Genomic DNA, 18,639 nt, shown 5'->3' with positions numbered 1-18,639 from the left:
AGCCGCTCTCAGACCGGGATTCAACACCCTCACTGTTTTTCTGAGTACCGTGGGGGCTTCCTCACGAAGCGCCCGGTCGCCGCACCCCGCAGGTCACACAGCGCCACGGCCTTTCTGGCTTTCGAAATACACCACCTTGCGGGCCCGCATCACGTCGCCCAGGGGCCGGTGCGCAGCCAGCGCCTGCCAGGGGTCGAACACGGCGGCCTCCACCTCGGCGGCCAGGGCTGCGTCAGCAGCCGGGTCCTGCCGTGGCAGGGTGAGCCGGGCCACGGTGGTGTAGGGCGTGGGCCAGTCCACGCTGGCGTCTTCAATGGGGGTGGTGGCCTCGTCCACAAAAGGCTGCAGCTGCAGGTCCCACTGCAGGTCCTGCTGGCGCAGGCGGCCGGAGAATTCGGCATCCCAGTCGTGCTGTACCTGCCTGACGGGCGCGCCGTTGGATGCATGGGGCACGAGGCGCACACGCACGGCATAGGGCCCGCAGGCAATGGGCGCAGCGCTGAACATGGCATGCGATGCAAAGCCGCCAAAGGGCCGCCCAAAGGTCTTGACCGTCTTGGCGATCTGCCGAGCCGCACCCAGCAAGCCATGGCGCTGCACCAGGAACTTGATCAGCGCGCCGCCGCCGTGCGACGCAGCGACCACAAAATCCACAAACTCTGCGCTCTGGGGGAAGGCGAACTTTTCCTGGTTGATGAGCAGGAAGTCCTGGCTTTTTGCGGGCCCGTTGCCCAAGGCAGAGTCGCCCTGCACTCCCCGCACACTGATCGCAAAGCCCCGGATGTCGGGCTTGTGGTCCGCCGCCTTGTCCATGCCGCCGTTGCTCAGCCGCACCCGCACGTCGTACTGCGCCGGCTGCGCGAACAAGCCCTGGGCCGCAAACGTGGGCAGTTCGCCCAGCACCTCCAGGCGGCCATACGCGGCCGTGAGTTGCTTGCGGTGCAGCCCCCGCCCAGCGCCGTATTTTTGCGACTTCCGCGCCTGCAGCTCGGCAAACTGGCGCGCATAGCCCGCAAAGCGCTGCGCTTCATCAGGTGCCACCACTTCTTTCCAGTCGGTGCTGGGGGCGTTGGACATTTGCATGAGCCACCTCGGTTAAAAGCCAGGCGGCATGGTAGCGCGGCACGGGCTTGCCAAGCCAGCCCATCGGTCGTCAGCCCCCGATGAAGCGGTACACGATGGCGCCCCGCACCACTTCGCCCGGCTGCCACCAGCGCACCGGAAAGCCCGCGTGGTTGGGCGCATCCGGGTACTCCATGGGCTCCAGGCAGATACCGTCGCCCGGCTGCCACAGCCAGCCGCCCTGCCCCGCACCACGCCCCAAGTCCCGCGCGGGATCGGCCTTGAGGCCGTGGCCTGCATACACCTGCACACCCGGAGCGGTGCTCCACACCTCCATCGCACGGCCGCTCACGGGTTCGCCCAGCAGCGCGGCCAGGCGCAGGCCCGGTGGCGTGATGGATGACGACGGAGGGGCAAGGGGGGCCGCCTGTTCGTCCAGCACCAGGTAGTGGTCCAGCCCGCCCGCCACGGCCAGCTGCTCATGGGGTGTTGCGATGGCGTCCGCCACAGCGCGGGCTTGGCGGAAGTCGAACGGCGTGCCCTGCACCGCAGCCAGCGCGCCCGTGGGGCACACATCGGCCGCCAGGGGCACATAGCGGCTGGCGGGCACCTGCAGGGTGTGGCCGTGGGTGCTGCCCTGGCCTGCCAGGTTGAAGAACGCATGCCCGGTGAGGTTGAGCACCGTGGGGGCATGGAGCACCTCGGCCGTCCAGGCCATGTGCAGCGCGTTGTCGGCTGTGACCTGCAGGTGGAGCTGCAGGCGCACCGTGCCGGGCACCCCGTCGTCCTCTGTGCGGAAGGTGTGGCTGAGGGAGAGGGCATCGGCCTGCACATGCTCCACCGCAAACACCTGGAAGCGGCTGCCGCGCGGGCCGCCGTGGTGATGGTGTGGCCCGCTGTTGGTGGGCAGTTGCCGGCGCGATCCATCCGGCAGGGTCAGCGTGCCCGCACGCAGACGCCCCGCCCAGCGGCCGATGAGCGCACCCATGGAGAGCTGCCCGTCCAGGTAGCCCTGCAGGCTGTCGTAGCCCAGCGCCACATCGGCCAGACCGCCCTGACCGTCGGGCACCGCCACCTGCACCAGGCGGGCGCCGTAGTTGCTCACCGCCACCTGCAGGCCGCCGGGGCTGCGCAGGGTGAACAGGTCGGTGCGCAGGCCGTGCAGGTCGCGCTGGAATGCGTCTCGGGAGAGTGTGTAAGCCATGGGCCGAGTCTATTTGGTGGCGCTGGCCGTATCGCGCGTGACCAGCCAGATGCCCACACACACCAGCACCAGGGCCAGCAGGTTTTTCCACTCCCACAGCGCCTCGCCCAAAAACAGTGCCGACAGCGCCGCGCCAAAGATCGGCACGGTGAAGTTGAACACCGTGATCTGGCTCACCCGGTTGTGCTTGAGCAGGATGCTCCACAGCGAAAACGCGGCCGACGACAGCAGCGCCAGGTACACCAGCAGCACCGTAGAGCCCCAGGTGAAGCCCGTGAGCGAACCACCCAGCGACCAGCCAATGACCAACAACGCCACGCCGCCCAGGCCCAGCTGCCAGCCCGTCATCACGACCGAGTCCATGCGCTGCGACACCTGCTTGCCGTAAATGCTGGCCGCGGCCAGCACCAGGGCGGCGATCACCACGAAGCCTTCGCCCAGCAGGGTGACGTCCAGGTCCAGCGTGCCGCGCCCCAGGTTGACGACCATCACGCCCGCAAAGCCCACCAGGCAGCCCCAGAGCTTGGAATGGCTCAGACGGTCGTTGTGATAGACCCAGTGCGCCAGCAGCACGCTGAAAAACGTGCCCGTAGCATTCATGATGGAGCCCTTGACGCCCGTGGTATGCGCCAGGCCCACGTAGAAGAACACGTACTGCAGCGTGGTCTGTGCCAAGCCCAGCGCTATCAGCTGCCGCCCTGCTGTGAAGCCCAAGCCCCAGATGGCCTTGCGCATGACCACGGCCCAGGCCAGCAAGATCAGCCCGGCGCCCAGAAACCGCCAGCCCGCGAACACGAGCTGCGTAGGGATGTCATTGCGTGAGATGCCGAACCAGGCGTACCCGGTCTTGATGGCGGGGTACGAGCTGCCCCAGAGCAGGCAACACAGCAGCGCCAGCGCCACCACGACCTTGCGGTCAGAAAATCGGGAATGCCCCATGAGATGCGGTCTTTCAAGGACAACAGCCCTTGCAGGCAAGGGCTGTTGAAGAGGGAACACAAGGGGCTGTGGCCCCGCGAATTTCAGGTCACCGGTGCGGGGTTGAATAACACCAGCGCGTTGTGCAGTTGCCACTGCTCCGCCCAGGTCTTCTTGCGACCGCTGGCCACGTCAAGCAGCAGGTGGAACATCTCCCAGCCCAGCTGTTCGATAGTGGCCTCGCCATCGGCGATCTTGCCGGCGTTGATGTCCATCAGGTCGTGCCAGCGGCGGGCCAGATCAGTGCGCGTCGCGACCTTGACCACAGGGCACTCGGCCAGACCGTAGGGTGTGCCCCGGCCGGTGGTGAACACGTGCAGGTTCATGCCGGCAGCCAGTTGCAACGTGCCGCAGATGAAGTCGCTGGCGGGCGTGGCGGCATACACCAGGCCGCGCTGGTCGCGGCGCAGCTTCTCGCCCGGGGCCAGCACATGCGCAATGGGCGCGGTGCCGCTCTTGATGATGGAGCCCATGGCCTTCTCGGCGATGTTGGACAAGCCACCCGCCTTGTTGCCCGGCGTGGTGTTGGCCGCGCGGTCCACGCGGCCCCGGTCCAGATAGCGGTCGTACCAGCCCAGCTCCCGCACGATGGATTCGGCCACTTCGGGCGTGGCTGCGCGGCTGGTGAGCTGCTCCACGGCGTCGCGCACTTCTGTGTTCTCGCTGAACATCACCGTGGCGCCCGCGCGCACCAGCAGGTCGGCGCAGAAGCCCACGGCCGGGTTGGCGGTGACGCCCGAGAACGCATCGCTGCCACCGCACTGCACACCCAGCACCAGCTCGCTGGCGGGGATGGTCTCGCGGCGGCGGGCGTTCAGGCGTTCCAGGTGCGGGCGCGCGCTTTGCACGATGTGGTCGAGCATGGACATGAAGCCCACATGCTCGTCGGCCTGCAGGCACACCGTCTCGGGGCCCAGCGCCGCGTCGCGCTCGTCGGTGATGGGGAAGCTGCCCGGGGGCAGCAGCCTGTCGGGCTGCAGCTTCTCGCAGCCCAGACTGACCACCATGACCTCGCCCCCAAAGTTGGGGTTGAGGCTGATGTTGCGCAGCGTGCGGATGGGGATGATGGCGTCGGGCGCATCAATGGCCACGCCGCAGCCGTAGGTGTGCTCCAGGCCGATCACATCGTTCACATGGGGAAACAAAGGCAGCAGCTCGGCCTTGATGCGGCGCACGGCCTGCGCCACCACACCAGCCACACACTGCACGGTGGTGGTGATGGCCAGGATGTTGCGCGTGCCCACCGAGCCATCGGCGTTACGGTAGCCCTCGAAGGTGTAGCCCGTCAGGGGTTCAAGCACCGGCGGTTGCACCGTGGCCATGGGCAGGCCTTCGAGCGCGCGGGCCGAAGGCATCTGCAGCAGGCGCTCGTGCACCCAGCTGCCCGCCTCGATGTCTTTGAGCGCATAGCCGATGGGCACGTTGTAGCGGCGCACCACGCCGCCTTCAGGGATGTCCGCCAGCGCCACCTTGTGGCCCTGCGGCACCTTGTCGCGCAGCGCGATGCCCGCGCCCGGCACACCGTCTGGCAACAGGGTGCCCGCAGGCAGGCCACCGTCGTTGGCGACGATGGCGACGTTGTCCTGGGCATGCATACGGATGGTGAGAGCTTGTCGCATAGGTCCGTTCAATTCACAAGGTACGCGGGTTTCAATCCGCCCGGTGGCTGAGCCATCACTCCTGCCGGGTCAGCCGCCGCCCTTGAGCACCAGGTCTGGCAGCCACATCGAGAACTGGGGCACATAGGTCACCAGCATCAGCGCCACGATGAGCGCACTGTAGAACGGCCAGATGGTCTTCATCACCTCGCCCACCGACACGCCCCCGATGGTGCAGCCGATGAACTGCGTGGTGCCCACGGGAGGGGTGTTCAGGCCCAGCGCGCAGTTGATCAGCATGACGATGCCGAACTGCTCCGTGCTCATGCCGAACTGCTGGCAGATCGGCAAAAAGATGGGAGTGCAGATAAGGATGGTGGCCGCCATGTCGAGAAAGGTGCCCAGCACGAACAGGATGATGTTCACCGACAGGAAGATCACCCAGGGCGAGGTGCTCATGGACTTGAGCGCATCACCCGTGAGCTCGGCCACACCGTAGAGGCCGATGAGGTAGCCGAACATGGACGAGATGCCGATGAGCAGCAGCACTGTGCCCGTGGTCTTGACGGCCTTGGACGCGGCCTTGAGGAACTGCTCGCGCGTGAGCTTCTTGTAGACGAAGACCGACAGAATCAGCGCCCACAGCACTGCGACCGACGCCGACTCGGTAGCGGTGAACGCCCCCGACAAAATGCCCGCGATGATGATGACTACCACGGCGAGGCCTGGTACCGAGGCGCGGAACGAGATCCACACAATCTCCCAGCCCGGGAAGGTGCCTGCGGGGTAGCCGCGCTTGACAGCCACGAAGTAGGCGGCAGCCAGGTTGCAGATGGTCAGCAACAGGGCCGGCACGATGCCTGCAAGGATCAGCGCCGCAATACTCACCTTGCCCCCAGCCGCCAGCGTGAAGATGATGAGGTTGTGCGAGGTGGGCATGAGCGCGCCCACCAGCGAGGCGTGGGTGGTCACGTTCACCGCGTAGTCAGCGTGGTAGCCCTCCTTCTTCATCTGCGGGATGAGCACGGCGCCCATGGCCGACACGTCGGCCACCGGCGAGCCCGAGACACCGCCAAACAGCGTGCAGGCCAGCACATTGCTCATGCCCAGGCCGCCACGCACATGGCCCGCCACGCTCTTGGCAAAGTTGACGATGCGGTCGGCAATGCCGCCGTACATCATGATCTCGCCTGCAAAGATGAAGAACGGGATGGCCAGGAACGAGAACGGGTTCATGCCCGAAATCATTTGCTGGAAACCCACGGCCAGGGGCAGGCCTTCGTACAGGATGGTGGCCAGCGAGGACAGGCCGATCGAGAAGGCCACGGGCACGCCCAGCAGCAGCAATAGCGTGAAGCTCACGCACAGGATGGTCAACGCCATGATGGTGGAATCTTTGTAGGGACGTTAGGGGGCGGAGAGACAGTGAGGCCGCTCAATGCCAGGCGGGCTCTACTTCCGTGCCACGCAGGATGGCGATGATGTGTTCCAGCGAGAACATGGCCACCAGTACGCCAGCCATGGCGGGCGGCACGTACTTGAAGGCTTCGGAGATGCCCAGCGTAGGGATCTTGTACGGTGCCACCGATTCGGCCAGCACGCCACAGTTCCAGGCCATGACGATGCCGAACAGCAGCACCAGCGCGTGGATCAGCAGCTCGAGCTTGGTGCGCAACCAATCGGGCGCCAGCACCAGGAACGATTCGAGACCGATGTGGCCCGCATCACGCACGCCCACAGCCATGCCCAGCATGGTCACGTAAAGCACCAGCAGTACGGCGCCGCTCTCGGCCCAGGTGGGGGTGTCATTGAAGATATAGCGGCCTATGACCTGGTAGAGCACGGCACAGACCAGCAGGACCAGCCCCCCCACCCCGAGCTTCAGGCAGGCGCGCGCAATGAAAGCGCAGAGTCGCGTGTACATAGTGGACATTCAAAAACAACAACAACAACTGGAAACGGGCAGGCGGCGGGCTGTTCCCGGTCCCGCCTGCCCTGGAGACTCTGGCTTCTGGCTTATTGCACCGCGTCGATGCGCTTGACCATGTCCTGCAGCTTGGGGTCCTTGAGGAACTTGTCGTACACCGGCTTCATGGCAGCCTTGAAGGCCACCTTGTCGATATCCACCACCTGCGCGCCGCCAGCCTTCACCGTGGCCAGGGATTTCTCTTCGCGCTCGTCCCAGATCTTGCGCATGTAGCCCACCGACTCCTTGGCGGCGGCGCGGATGGCCTTCTGGTCGTCAGCGCTCAAGGTGTCCCAAACCCGCTTGCTGAACAAGAGGATCTCAGGCGCCATGGAATGCTCGGTCTTGTTGAAGTATTTGGCGACTTCGAAGTGGCGCGAGCTTTCGTAGCTGGGGTAGTTGTTTTCTGCGGCGTCCACCAGGCCGGTCTTGAGCGCGGTGTAGACCTCGCCGAACGGCATGGGGGTGGCGTTGGCGCCCATGGCTTCGAGCAGGGACACCCACAGGTCGCTCTGCTGCACGCGCACCTTCAGGCCCTTGACGTCGGCCAGGGTCTTGATGGGCTTCTTGACGGTGTAGATCGAGCGTGCGCCGCTGTCATAGAACGCCAGCCCCACGAAGCCCTGGGATTCGCAGTCCTTCAGGATCTCGTCGCCAATGGCGCCGTCCAGCACCTTGCGCATGTGCTCCTTGTCGCGGAACAGGAAGGGCATGGTGGGCACCATGGTGGCGGGGCAGATGTTGTTCATGGGCGCGACGTTCACGCGCGTCATGGCAATCGCCCCCAGCTTGGTCTGCTCGATGGTGTCCTTCTCGATGCCAAGCGACCCCTTGGCGTAGACCTTGATGCTGTGCTTGCCACCGGTGGCCTTGGACAGCGTCTCGCCCATGTGGCGCACGGCCAGCACGGTGGGATAGTCCTCGGGGTGGATGTCCGACGAGCGGAACTCGGTGGCCTGCGCGGCCAGGCTGCCGAGCAAGATGCCAGCGGCGATGGCCACGCGGCCAAAGAGGTGTGGAACGTTCATGGTGCTTTGTCTCCGGGGTTGAATCGGTTGGGGTGCCGCGCTCAGGCGGGCGGGTATGGGGCCTCTGCGAGCCCTCGGGTGCCCGGGCGGGTCACGAAGACCGCGCCGCCATGGGCTACATCGTTGCCCTGCGGCTGGCCGGGGCGGATGGAGGTGATGAAAAGCAGGTCCATGTCGGGCCCGCCAAAACTGCACATCGAGGGCTTGCTGACTGGCACGGCCAGCGAGCGGTCCAGCACGCCCGATGGGGTGAAGCGATGCACCATGCCAGCGTCGTTGGCGCAGGTCCAGTAGCAGCCATCGGTGTCGATGGCCGCACCGTCCGGCCGGCCGGGCAGCGCGCGCATATCCACCAACAGACGGCGCGGCCCCAGGCTGCCGTCTTCGTGCAGGTCCAGCGACCAGATCTTTTGCACGCTGGGGTGGCTGTCGCTGAGGTACATGGTGGCGCCATCGGGGCTGAACGCCAGGCCGTTCTGGGTGACCAGGCCTTCGATCAGCGGCGCCGAGAGGCCGCGCGCGTCCTGCCGGTACAGGCCGCCAGCGGGTTGCGCCAGAGACATGTCGCGCACCATGGTGCCGGCCCAGAAGCGCCCCTGGCGGTCACAGCGCCCGTCGTTGAAGCGCATGCCAGCTTGCGGGTGCTGCACGGCAGAGATGAGGGTGCAGGCCAGGGTGCCGTCATCGGCAGGCTGCAGGTGAAAGATGCCCGTGTCCATGCCAGCGATGAGCCCGCCGCTGGCATGCAGCGCAATGCAGGCCAGCCGCTCCGGCGTCGTCCAGCTCATCAGTTGCCGGTCGGCCCAGCGCAGGCGGCGCAGCGCGTGGCCTTCTATGTCCACCCAGTACAGCGCCTGCTCGGCAGTGCTCCACAGGGGGCTTTCGCCCACCTGGTCCTGGTGGTGAGGCAACAGGAGTTCCATGGACCCACTCACTCGAACGGACCGGTGCGCACAAACGGCCCGCCCTGGTAGATCACGGCCGGGTCCGTCAGATCGGGCTGCGGGTCAGCTGCCTCCACCTTGGCGCGGAAGGGCTCGGAGCTGTCCTGCGGGCGGTAGCCGATGTGGCGGGCGAGTGTGTTGTCCCACCAGGTGGTGGTGTTGTCGCCCATGCCATAGATGATGCTGTGGCCCACCACCGGCGCGGTGAGGCTGGCCATGACCAGGCGCTCCAGGTCGTCGTAGCTCATCCAGGTGGCCAGCATGCGGCGGTTGCGCGGCTCGGGGAAGGAGGAGCCGATGCGCAGGCACACGGTTTCGATGCCGTAGCGGTCAAAGTAGAAGCGCGAAAGGTCCTCGCCAAACGCCTTGGACAGGCCATACAGGCCATCGGGCCGCGCCGGGTCGCGCAGCCCCACCACTTCGTCCTGGCGGTAAAAGCCGGTCACATGGTTGGAACTGGCAAACACCACGCGCTTGACGCCTTGCTTGCGAACGGCCTCATAGAGGTTGTATGCCCCCACGATGTTGGCCTGCAGGATGGGGTCCCAGGGCTGCTCGGTGGACACGCCGCCCAGGTGCACCACGGCGTCCACCCCCTCCAGCAGCGGCAACATGGCACTGGCGTCTTCCAGCCGCGCGGGGCGCAGTTCTTCGCCCGGCGCCTCGCTGCCCAGGTCGCCGATGTCGGACAGGCGCAAGGTGGTGCAGTACGCCTTCAGGCGCGTGCGCAATTCACGCCCCAGCCCCCCGGCGGCCCCGGTCAATAACAAGCGTTGAAAACGGATCGGCGTCGGGTGACAGGGCATGGCTTTTGCGGAGGTTCTTGGTACAGTGGCGTTACAAGCGGTTGAACGTCATCAGTTGTCATACAACGAGGAGGCAATGTACTCCTTTCAACCCGTCCAACACATAGGGATAACACCGAGACATGAGCACCGACATCGCCCCACGCCGCAAGCCCCGCACCCTGGCCCTGGAGCTGGTGGACTCCCTGGGTGACCGCATCCGCGACGGGCGCCTGGCACTGGGCGACAAGCTGCCCACAGAGGCCGCGATCATGGCCGAGTTCAACGTCAGCCGCACGGTGGTGCGCGAGGCCATTTCCAAGCTGCAGGCGTCGGGCCTGGTGGAGACACGGCATGGCATCGGCACGTTTGTGCTGGGCCTTGGGCAGGCCCCGGGCTTCAAGATCACGCCCGACCAGTTCAGCACCCTGCGTGACGTGATTGCGGTGCTGGAACTGCGCATCGGCGTAGAAACCGAGGCCGCCGCGCTGGCCGCGCAGCGCCGCACGCCCGCCAACCTCAAGACCATGCGCGAGGCTCTGGACACCGTGGCGGCGGCCGTGGACGCCGGGCGCGACGCGGTGGCGGCGGACTTCCAGTTCCATCTGGAGATCGCCCGCGCCACGCAGAACAGCCACTTCGCCGAGCTGATGGGCACACTGGGCAGCATGATCATTCCGCGCGCGCGGCTGGATTCGGTCGAAGCCCCCAACGACGAACGCAGACAGTACCTGCGCCGGGTCAATGGCGAGCACGAGAGCATCTACGACGCCATCGTGGGCCAGGACCCCGACGCAGCCCGTGCAGCCATGCGCACCCACCTGGCCAACAGCCGTGAACGCCGCCGGCGCGCACAGGCCGAGGCTGGCTGAAGGCCAGGGGTCGTGGCGATGCGCCCCACCCCGTGCGCCGACCTGTCGCCCTGCGGGTCCGAGACACTCGGCGGGCCCAGGCGGCAGGAGGTGATCCCATGAGTAGTTACCCGGGGTGCCCAAAAATGCACTTATGTTGTACGATGACATACAACAATAAATCCGCAGCGGCGATGCCATGGCGTACGGCTTTGCGTGAATGGGCAGCCCCTGTGGCGGCCAGCGCTCCTGGCCACGCGATCACGGCACCGGGGCTGTGATTCGAATTTCTTCAACCACCCACCCTTTCACACCACCACCGCCATGCACGCAAACCTGATCGCCGGCAACTGGACCGAAGGCGTCCGCACGTACCAGAACACCAACCCCTCCGACACGCGCGACGTGATCGGCGACTACGCCGTGGCCAGCCGCGAGCAGGCACTCGAGGCCGTCGCCGCAGCGCACGCGGCCTTTCCGGCATGGAGCCTGTCCACGCCCCAGCAGCGCTTTGACATCCTGGACGCGGTGGGCAACGAGATCATCGCCCGCAAGGCCGAGCTGGGCGACCTGCTGGCCCGCGAAGAAGGCAAGACCCTGCCCGAAGCGATTGGCGAAGTAGGCCGCGCCGCCGCCATCTTCAAGTTCTTTGCGGGCGAGGCACTCCGCCCCGGCGGCGAGATGATCCCGTCCGTGCGCCCTGGCGTGGGCATTGAGATCACACGCGAGTCGCTGGGCACCATCGGCATCATCACGCCGTGGAACTTCCCCATCGCCATCCCGGCCTGGAAGATCGCGCCCGCATTGGCCTACGGCAACACGGTGGTGTTCAAGCCCGCCGAGGTGGTGCCCGGCTCTGCCTGGGCGCTGGCTGACATCCTGCACCGTGCGGGCCTGCCCGCTGGTGTGTTCAACCTGGTGATGGGCCGGGGTTCGGACGTGGGCGCCGTGCTGCTCGAAGACGAGCGCATTGCTGGCGTGAGCTTTACCGGCTCGGTCGGCACCGGTCAGCGCGTGGCAGCGGCCTGCGTGCCACGTGGCGCCAAGGTGCAGCTGGAGATGGGCGGCAAGAACCCGTTTGTGGTGCTGGACGACGCGGACCTGAACGTGGCCGTGGGCGCGGCCATCAACAGCGGCTTCTTCTCCACCGGCCAGCGCTGCACCGCCAGCAGCCGCGTGATCGTGACCGAAGGCATCCACGACCGCTTCGTGGCCGCCATGGTCGAGAAAATGAAGACCCTGAAGGTGGATGACGCGCGCAAGGCCGGCACCGACATCGGCCCCGTGGTGGACGACCGCCAACTCGCACAAGACCTGGAATACATCGGCATCGGCCAGCAGGAAGGCGCCAAGCTCGCCTACGGCGGCGAAGCCCTGGAGAAGAACGCCGACGGCGCGCCCGGCTACTACCTGCGCCCCGCTCTGTTCACCGAGACCACGCCCGGCATGCGCATCAACCGCGAAGAGATCTTCGGCCCCGTAGTGAGCGTGCTGCGCGCCAAGAACTACGAGGAAGCGCTGGCGCTGGCCAACGACACGCCCTTCGGCCTGGCCAGCGGCATCGCCACCACCAGCCTCAAGCACGCCACACACTTCAAGCGCCACGCCCAGGCCGGCATGGTGATGGTGAACCTGCCCACAGCGGGCGTGGACTACCACGTGCCGTTCGGCGGCCGCAAGAGCAGCAGCTACGGCCCGCGCGAGCAGGGGCGCTACGCGGCAGAGTTCTACACCACGGTAAAGACGGCCTACACACAAGCCTGACCCAGGCCTGATGCAGGCCTGACACAGGCCCGCACCAGCCGCGACGTCCCAAGGCGACTGGACAGGGCGCCAGCGCAACCCTGCGCCCGCCCCGCAATGCCGTTTGGCATGGATTTTCAGCCAAAATGGCAGCAAGCGCAGGTGAATCATGCATGCATTGCTACATTATTTATAGCATATGTAGTTCATCAATGCCCCCTGCGAAACCTGGGGACTCCCTTGCGTGGCGGAGACTGGGCGCCTCTGCCGGGGGCGTCACCGGGGGTGGGACGTTGTGGCGGTTGGGCACTGCCTGATACGTGCCCAGTGCGCCTGACCAGCGCGGTGGCGGGATGACACGGCCTGTCGCACCGTTGCGTGAACCTCCCGCGCCCATCGTCCGCCCGTGACCAGGGCGGGCCGCGCGCCTATGATGGCTGCAGTTGCGTTTTGAAACACCCGCCCATGACGGCTCCTGCATCCCCCTCCGCAAGCCCCACTGGACGTCCGCTCATCGACGACCCGTCATCGGCGCACAGGCGGGCGTCCAGCCTGCCCCTGCGCACCATGGTGGCTTGGGGCACGGCCCTGGTCCTGGTGATGGCCTGGGCTACGGTGGCCATCCTGATGAATGTGTCCTGGCGTGACGCGATGAACGCGCAGGTCCGGCAGAACAGCAACCTGGCACTGAGTCTGGGCGAACAGACCGTGCGGGTGATGGCTGCAGTAGACCAGGCCACGATCCGCATGCGGGACGCGGTCCAGGCCAACGACTTTGAAAATGCGGATTTCACGCGGTTTGCCAACGAAACCGGGCTGGCGCCCAAAATCCTGACCCAGCTCTCGCTGGTGGGGCCGGATGGCCGGTTTGTCGGCAGCAACATCGACCCCTCCGGCGAAAAAACCGGCCATGTCGATCTGTCGGATCGCGAGCATGTGCAGGTGCACATCCACCCCAACGCGTCAGAGGCGGCCCGCCTGCAGCAGACTCCCAGCGGGCTGTTTGTGGGCAAGCCCGTGATTGGAAAGGTGTCCGGCAAGGCCACCATCCAGTTGTCGCGGAAGATTCCAGACGCTGGCGGCGGCATAGCAGGCGTGATCGTTGCCTCGGTGACCCCAGGTTACTTCGAGGATGTATACCGGGGAGTCCAACTGGGGCAAACGGGTGTAGTAACGCTTATTGGAAACGACCGCACCATTCGAGCAAGAGTGATGGGAGGACAAAGCGTCGGAATGGGAAGCGTAGTGCCGCGCAGTCCCGACAACAATGCAGAAGAACGCGGCCCCAGCGGCCACTACGTGCGCTCCAGCGGCCTCGACGGTATCGAACGCATCTATGCCTACAGCCGTGTAGGCACCTACCCTCTGATGGTGGTGGTGGCCACAAGCACCGAGGAGGCTTTGCAGGAGTGGCGCGCCAGCCGCAACATCGCACTGTTCACCATGGCCCTGTTCAGCGCTGCACTGGCGGGTGCAGCGCTGATCTTTGTGCGCAGCGTGCGCCAGTTGGAGACCACCAACACCGCACTGCGCATCAGCGAGGCCGAGGCCCGCTCGGCCAGCCAGGCCAAAAGCGAGTTCCTGGCCGCCGTCTCGCACGAGTTGCGCACGCCCCTCACCAGTATCCGCGGCTTCGCAGAACTGATGGAGCTACGGCTGGAGCAGCCCCGCTTCAAGGAACAGGCCAGCCTGATCCGCAAGGCGGCAGACCACTTGAACGCCCTGCTCACCGAGATCCTGGACCTGGCCAAGGTGGAAGCAGGTGCCATGCCCCACATGCCCACCGAACAGAACGTGACCGAGATTGTTCAGTCCACCGCCGACTTCTTTGCCGTAACGGCCGCCAACAAGAACCTGGCGCTCCATGTGCGCATTGCCCCCGACGCCCCCCACACTTTGATGTGCGACGGACTGCGGCTCAAGCAGGTGCTCAACAACCTGCTGTCCAACGCCATGAAATTCACGACCGCAGGCTCGGTCACCATCGAAGTGGACGCCAGCAACGACGCCGTCCGCTTTCATGTGGTGGACACCGGCCAGGGCATCCCGGCGCACCTGCACGAAACGATCTTCGAAAAATTCCGCCAGGGCGACGACCAGGTGAGCTACCAGCACGGTGGCACCGGATTGGGCCTGGCGCTGTCGCGGGCGTTGGCGGTGCTGATGGGGGGCACGCTCACGCTGTCATCCGCAGAAGGCCAAGGCGCGCGCTTTACGCTGACCCTGCCGCGCAACCCGGGCACTGAGCCTCAGTAAACAGGTTCGTACAGTTGGGACCTACGGCGTTGCGGAGTCAGTGCCGGCTGCGCAACGTACGGCTGAGCAAAATCACAGGCACCAGCCCCACCGCCACCAACGCCAGCGACGGCAATGCCGCCTCGCCCAGGCGCTCGTCGCGTGCCAGCTGATAGGCCACCACGGCCAGGGTGTCGCTGTTGAAGGGGCGCAGCACCATGGTGGCGGGCAGCTCCTTCATCACGTCCACAAACACCAGCAGCGCTGCGGCGGCGGTAGAGCGCTTGAGCAGCGGCCAGTGCACGCGCGCCAGCAGGCCTGCGCTGCCCATGCCCAGCATGCGGGCAGAGTCGTCCAGGCTGGGCGGAATCCGCGCGTAGCCGCTCTGCATGGATTGCAGGGCGACTGCACAAAACCGCACCAGGTAGGCCCACACAATGCCAAAGGCCGTGGCCGTGACCAGCGCGCCCACACCCCACTGCGGCATGGCCGCCTGCAGCCAGCCCACGGGCAACAGCAGCCCGACGACGATGACGGCGCCGGGCACGGCATACCCCACGCTGGCCAGTTGCACTACGCCGCGCGTGATGGCATCCGGCTGGCGGCGAACCGCAAAAGCCAGGGCGAGCGCGATGGCGACGGCCAATGCCGCAGTGATGCCACCAAGGCGCACGCTGTGCCACGCCCATTCCATGAAGCGCTCCCAAGGCAGCACCGACCAGTCGGCCGCCAGTGGCCGCAACATGAAGGCCACGGGCGCCACAAACCCCATGAGCACAGGGACGGTACAGACGGCCCAGGCCGCCCAGCGGCGCGCGCCCCGCAGCCGCAGCGGCTGCGCCTCGGCCGAGCCTGCGCGCCCGCCGCCGGTGGCAAAACGCATGCGCTTTTGCGCGCGGTGCTCCAGGTGCAGCAGCGCCATCACCACCACCAGCAGCATGGTGGCCAGCTGCGCGGCGGCCAGCCGGTTGTCCATCGACAGCCAGGCCTTGTAGATGCCGGTGGTGAAGGTCTGGATGCCGAAGTAGCTGGCCACGCCGAAGTCGGCCAGGGTTTCCATCAGCACCAGCGCCACGCCCGCCGCCACAGCCGGGCGCGCCAGCGGCAGGGCCACGGCGCGGATGCGGCGGGGCAGCGGCGCGCCCAGCAGGCGTGCGGCCTCCATGAGGTGAGCAGCACGCTCACCCAGCGCCGTGCGCGCCAGCAGGTACACGTAGGGGTAGAGCGAGAAGATGAACACCCAGACCGCGCCGCCCAGGCTGCGCACCTCGGGCAGCAGGCGGCCTTCCAGGCCGAAGGTATTGCGCAGGCCCACCTGCAGCGGGCCGCTGAACTGCAGAAAGTCGGTGTAGGCGTAGGCCGTCACGTAGGCGGGCATCGCCAGCGGCAACAGCAGCAGCCATTCAAAGGTGCGGCGGCCCGGAAAGTCGAACAGCGTCACGGCCGCAGCCGCCAGCGTGCCCACCACGGCCGCGCCCAGCGCTACCAGCACGCTGAGCCACAGCGTGGTCCACACATAGCCGGGCAGCACCGTGGCTGCCATTTCGCGCAGGATGGCGCCCGTCTGCGCATCGCCCTGCCCGGTGGGCGAGAACGGCAGCCACGACGCCAGCACTGCCAGCACCGGCAAGGCCAGAAAGCCTGCAAACAGGATCAGCGGGATGCTGCGAAAGACAGAGGACGGCGTGCGGCGCAAGGCGATGGGCTCGGCAGAGGAAAGAAAGCGCACACCTGCCGAAAGGCATGGGCACCGCAGCACCCAGGAATGCAAATGCGAATTTTAAGCATTCACTCCACCCCGCCTAAAATGCACAGATATGTTTCTTGAGGTCTCCCAACTCGAAGTGCACTACGCAGGCCGCGCACAGGCCGCAGTGCAAGGCGTCACGCTCAGCCTGAAAGCGGGTGACATCGGCGTGCTGATCGGCCCCTCCGGCTGCGGCAAGACCACCCTGCTGCGCGCCGTGGCCGGGCTGGAGCCCGTGACGGGGGGCGAAATCCGCCTCACCAAAAGCGTGGTCAGCAGCGCCCGCCTGAGCGTGCCACCCGAGCTGCGCCGTATCGGCATGGTGTTCCAGGACTATGCGCTGTTCCCGCACCTGTCGGTGGGCCGCAATGTGGCGTTTGGCATCCACCAGTTGCCCAAGGCCGAGCAGGCCGCGCGGGTGGCTGAGGTGCTGCAGCTGGTGGGCCTGACGGGCAGCGAGCACCGCTACCCGCACGAACTCTCTGGCGGCCAGCAGCAGCGTGTGGCGCTAGCGCGTGCGCTGGCGCCGCGCCCACAGCTCATGCTGCTGGACGAGCCGTTTTCCAACCTCGACGTGGACCTGCGCGAGCGCCTGGCGCACGAGGTGCGCGGCATTCTCAAGGCCGCAGGCGCCACGGCGCTGTTTGTGACGCACGACCAGTTCGAGGCGTTTGCCATCGGCGATGTGATTGGCGTGATGAACGAAGGCCACCTGCACCAGTGGGACGATGCCTACACCCTGTACCACCGCCCCGCCACGCGGTTTGTGGCCGACTTCATCGGCCATGGCGTGTTTGCCCCCGCCACGCTGGTGCAGCGCGGCAACAACGTGGTGGCCCAAACACCCTTGGGCGACCTGACCGACCTGGATGAGTGCCCCCTGCCCAGCAGCTACCCTGCGGGTGAATGTGATGTGCTGCTGCGCGCCGACGACATCGTGCACGACGACCACGCGCCCGTGCAGGCGCAAATCGTGCGCAAGTCGTTCCGGGGGTCGGAGTTTCTGTACACCCTGCGCCTGGCCAGTGGCCACACGGTGCTGGCCCATGTGCCCAGCCACCACGACCACGCGCTGGGCGAGTGGATCGGCATCCGCGCCCAGGTCGACCATGTGGTGACGTTTCCGCGTGGCTGAGGCGGTGATGGAATCAAAATCGGCTGGATGCGCAAGTCGAGCATGCCTGAATAGCTATTGAATCAATAGCAACCACCCTTCCGCTCAGGACTTGCCCTTGCGCTGCAGGCCCTCCAGGCCGTTCAGGTCCACTTGTGACATCAGGCCCCGCAGCTCTTTCACGCCGATCTTGTCGCCCTCGATGCTGACCACAAGGCCGTTCTTCAGGATGGTCTTGAACTCTGCGTGGCTGTCATCCTTGTCGTAGCGCTGGTGCAGGGTGCGGCCACCCTCTTGCCAGGTCTTTTCGGCGCTGGTCTGGTCTTCTTTCTCGCCCTGCGCCATGCCCATGGCCATCACCGCCATCTGCCCCAGGCCGCCCACGTCCACGATCTCCAGGCGCAGCTGCTTGTCGTCGTTGCCGTATTGCGCGCTGGCCTGGCTGGTGGGCAAGCCCAGGGCGGCACCGTCCTGCACATCAAAACCCGTGCGGGGCAGGCCCGCCAGCTTCTCGGGCAGGGCCGCCTTGAGCGACTGGGCCGCAATGGCCTGACCCCCACCCAGCACACCCGCAGCGGCCTTGGCGGCATCGCCCGTGGCGGCGGCGATGGCGGCCGGATCCTGGCTCTTCTGGGCCTCTTCCATCTTGCGGGCGGCTTCTTCCATCTTCTTGCCGGCAGCTTCCAGGCCGGCGGTGTCGATGGACACCTTGCCACCGGGCGTGTTCATGGTGATGGCAGGGGCATCGGCACCGCCAAACAGCGCACCGCTGCGCGGCATGAACAGCGCACTGACAGCACCGATGACCACCCCCATCACGATGGCAGCAATGATGACCACCACCGTGTAGCCCACCGACTTTTCGGGCGCACTGCGCATGAGCACAGGCAGGCCTGTGTAGAGCAGGTAGATGGAGTACACCGCCGCCAGCAGGCCCAGCATGGCCAGCGATGGCAGCAGGCTGAATACTCCGCCCAGCAGGGCGGCCGTGCTGGCGTACACCGCCACCTTCTGTGCCTGGATGGCGTTCTTTTGCCCGCCGAAGGTGGGCGCCAGCGCATCGATGATGAAACCGAGCACCAGCAAGCCCACCAGGCTCAACCCGTATGACACGACCATGTTCACCAGCCCGGAGACAAAAGGCACGCGGATGGTGACCCCAAAACCGCCAAAGCCGATCAGCGACATGCCGATGAAACCGCAGACCGCCGGAATGGCGGCCAGGATCATGGCGTAGCGGGTGAACAGGGTGGCGGTGTGGGTGGCCTCCGCATCGATGGTGGCCCAGGCCTCTTTGGGTTGCAGAAGAATGCTTTTGGCGCGTTCAATCAGGTTCATGGTGCCCTCCCGGCAGTGTGCAAAGGCCTGCGATGACCCGCAGGCA

General features: G+C 66.3%; 15 protein-coding genes. 4 read left to right on the top strand and 11 right to left on the bottom strand.

From position 1 onward, the window contains the following. Nucleotides 1-93: 93 nt before the first annotated feature. The 9 genes from CLU87_RS02275 to CLU87_RS02235 all read right to left on the bottom strand — a co-directional run bounded on the left by CLU87_RS02275 (nt 94) and on the right by CLU87_RS02235 (nt 9,586). Nucleotides 94-1,083 (bottom strand): catalase, encoded by a 990-nt coding sequence (locus tag CLU87_RS02275; RefSeq protein WP_099729352.1) that lies wholly within the window; start codon nt 1,081-1,083, stop codon nt 94-96. Nucleotides 1,084-1,153: 70 nt separating this feature from the next. After that, nucleotides 1,154-2,266 carry an aldose epimerase family protein gene (locus CLU87_RS02270; protein ID WP_099729351.1) on the bottom strand — a complete coding sequence of 371 codons (1,113 nt, stop codon included), beginning with the start codon at nt 2,264-2,266 and terminating at the stop codon, nt 1,154-1,156. A 9-nt stretch (nt 2,267-2,275) separates the two neighbouring features. Then, on the bottom strand, nt 2,276-3,205 hold the full coding sequence (locus CLU87_RS02265) for a DMT family transporter (RefSeq protein WP_099729350.1): 930 nt from the start codon (nt 3,203-3,205) through the stop codon (nt 2,276-2,278). Nucleotides 3,206-3,288: 83 nt separating this feature from the next. Further along, nucleotides 3,289-4,863, bottom strand: coding sequence for a galactarate dehydratase (gene garD / locus CLU87_RS02260; protein WP_233193686.1), 1,575 nt, complete (start codon nt 4,861-4,863; stop codon nt 3,289-3,291). Nucleotides 4,864-4,932: 69 nt separating this feature from the next. Further along, the gene (locus CLU87_RS02255; protein WP_056066169.1) at nt 4,933-6,225 is read right to left on the bottom strand and encodes a TRAP transporter large permease; all 1,293 of its coding nucleotides are present in this window, start codon (nt 6,223-6,225) and stop codon (nt 4,933-4,935) included. A 52-nt stretch (nt 6,226-6,277) separates the two neighbouring features. Then, nucleotides 6,278-6,766, bottom strand: coding sequence for a TRAP transporter small permease (locus CLU87_RS02250; RefSeq protein ID WP_099729349.1), 489 nt, complete (start codon nt 6,764-6,766; stop codon nt 6,278-6,280). Nucleotides 6,767-6,858: 92 nt separating this feature from the next. After that, nucleotides 6,859-7,836, bottom strand: a complete 978-nt coding sequence (locus tag CLU87_RS02245) for a TRAP transporter substrate-binding protein (RefSeq protein ID WP_056066174.1) — start codon at nt 7,834-7,836, stop codon at nt 6,859-6,861. A gap of 41 nt (nt 7,837-7,877) precedes the next feature. Next, on the bottom strand, nt 7,878-8,759 hold the full coding sequence (locus CLU87_RS02240) for an SMP-30/gluconolactonase/LRE family protein (protein ID WP_099729348.1): 882 nt from the start codon (nt 8,757-8,759) through the stop codon (nt 7,878-7,880). Between the two features lie 8 nt (nt 8,760-8,767). Then, nucleotides 8,768-9,586, bottom strand: a complete 819-nt coding sequence (locus tag CLU87_RS02235) for an NAD(P)-dependent oxidoreductase (RefSeq protein ID WP_099729347.1) — start codon at nt 9,584-9,586, stop codon at nt 8,768-8,770. 122 nt (nt 9,587-9,708) lie between these two features. Here CLU87_RS02235 and CLU87_RS02230 point away from each other — a divergent pair, with 122 nt between their 5' ends. From CLU87_RS02230 to CLU87_RS02220, 3 genes are all read left to right on the top strand, one after another. Further along, a complete protein-coding gene (locus CLU87_RS02230; protein WP_056746871.1) occupies nt 9,709-10,437 on the top strand; it encodes a FadR/GntR family transcriptional regulator in 729 nt (242 codons plus the stop codon). A 303-nt stretch (nt 10,438-10,740) separates the two neighbouring features. Continuing rightward, entirely contained in the window at nt 10,741-12,180 is a 1,440-nt protein-coding gene (locus CLU87_RS02225) for an aldehyde dehydrogenase family protein (protein ID WP_099729346.1), read from the top strand. 444 nt (nt 12,181-12,624) lie between these two features. Beyond that, nucleotides 12,625-14,415 (top strand): ATP-binding protein, encoded by a 1,791-nt coding sequence (locus CLU87_RS02220; protein WP_233193685.1) that lies wholly within the window; start codon nt 12,625-12,627, stop codon nt 14,413-14,415. Between the two features lie 37 nt (nt 14,416-14,452). Here the strand turns inward: CLU87_RS02220 and CLU87_RS02215 are convergent, their stop codons facing one another. Continuing rightward, on the bottom strand, nt 14,453-16,090 hold the full coding sequence (locus CLU87_RS02215) for an iron ABC transporter permease (protein ID WP_099732000.1): 1,638 nt from the start codon (nt 16,088-16,090) through the stop codon (nt 14,453-14,455). A gap of 121 nt (nt 16,091-16,211) precedes the next feature. Between CLU87_RS02215 and CLU87_RS02210 the strand changes: the two genes are divergently transcribed. Beyond that, nucleotides 16,212-17,276: an ABC transporter ATP-binding protein gene (locus CLU87_RS02210; protein WP_056066206.1), complete on the top strand. Its 1,065-nt coding sequence runs from the start codon at nt 16,212-16,214 to the stop codon at nt 17,274-17,276. Between the two features lie 84 nt (nt 17,277-17,360). Here the strand turns inward: CLU87_RS02210 and CLU87_RS02205 are convergent, their stop codons facing one another. Continuing rightward, nucleotides 17,361-18,593 carry a Yip1 family protein gene (locus CLU87_RS02205; protein ID WP_099729344.1) on the bottom strand — a complete coding sequence of 411 codons (1,233 nt, stop codon included), beginning with the start codon at nt 18,591-18,593 and terminating at the stop codon, nt 17,361-17,363. Between the last annotated feature and the right edge of the window lie 46 nt (nt 18,594-18,639).

It is taken from the genome of Acidovorax sp. 59, assembly GCF_002754175.1.
GTDB lineage: Bacteria > Pseudomonadota > Gammaproteobacteria > Burkholderiales > Burkholderiaceae_C > Acidovorax > Acidovorax delafieldii.
Note: the sequence above shows the minus strand (reverse complement) of the source record. Positions and strands in the feature narration are given on the sequence as shown.

What these genes read in the sequence shown, in the direction of transcription:
- CLU87_RS02230 (WP_056746871.1), top strand. Translation starts at nt 9,709, where the DNA reads ATGAGCACCGACATCGCCCCACGCCGCAAGCCCCGCACCCTGGCCCTG.
- CLU87_RS02250 (WP_099729349.1), bottom strand. Translation starts at nt 6,766, where the DNA reads ATGTACACGCGACTCTGCGCTTTCATTGCGCGCGCCTGCCTGAAGCTC.
- CLU87_RS02225 (WP_099729346.1), top strand. Translation starts at nt 10,741, where the DNA reads ATGCACGCAAACCTGATCGCCGGCAACTGGACCGAAGGCGTCCGCACG.
- CLU87_RS02275 (WP_099729352.1), bottom strand. Translation starts at nt 1,083, where the DNA reads ATGCAAATGTCCAACGCCCCCAGCACCGACTGGAAAGAAGTGGTGGCA.
- garD (WP_233193686.1), bottom strand. Translation starts at nt 4,863, where the DNA reads ATGCGACAAGCTCTCACCATCCGTATGCATGCCCAGGACAACGTCGCC.
- CLU87_RS02270 (WP_099729351.1), bottom strand. Translation starts at nt 2,266, where the DNA reads ATGGCTTACACACTCTCCCGAGACGCATTCCAGCGCGACCTGCACGGC.
- CLU87_RS02255 (WP_056066169.1), bottom strand. Translation starts at nt 6,225, where the DNA reads ATGGCGTTGACCATCCTGTGCGTGAGCTTCACGCTATTGCTGCTGCTG.
- CLU87_RS02210 (WP_056066206.1), top strand. Translation starts at nt 16,212, where the DNA reads ATGTTTCTTGAGGTCTCCCAACTCGAAGTGCACTACGCAGGCCGCGCA.
- CLU87_RS02235 (WP_099729347.1), bottom strand. Translation starts at nt 9,586, where the DNA reads ATGCCCTGTCACCCGACGCCGATCCGTTTTCAACGCTTGTTATTGACC.
- CLU87_RS02265 (WP_099729350.1), bottom strand. Translation starts at nt 3,205, where the DNA reads ATGGGGCATTCCCGATTTTCTGACCGCAAGGTCGTGGTGGCGCTGGCG.
- CLU87_RS02245 (WP_056066174.1), bottom strand. Translation starts at nt 7,836, where the DNA reads ATGAACGTTCCACACCTCTTTGGCCGCGTGGCCATCGCCGCTGGCATC.
- CLU87_RS02220 (WP_233193685.1), top strand. Translation starts at nt 12,625, where the DNA reads ATGACGGCTCCTGCATCCCCCTCCGCAAGCCCCACTGGACGTCCGCTC.
- CLU87_RS02205 (WP_099729344.1), bottom strand. Translation starts at nt 18,593, where the DNA reads ATGAACCTGATTGAACGCGCCAAAAGCATTCTTCTGCAACCCAAAGAG.
- CLU87_RS02240 (WP_099729348.1), bottom strand. Translation starts at nt 8,759, where the DNA reads ATGGAACTCCTGTTGCCTCACCACCAGGACCAGGTGGGCGAAAGCCCC.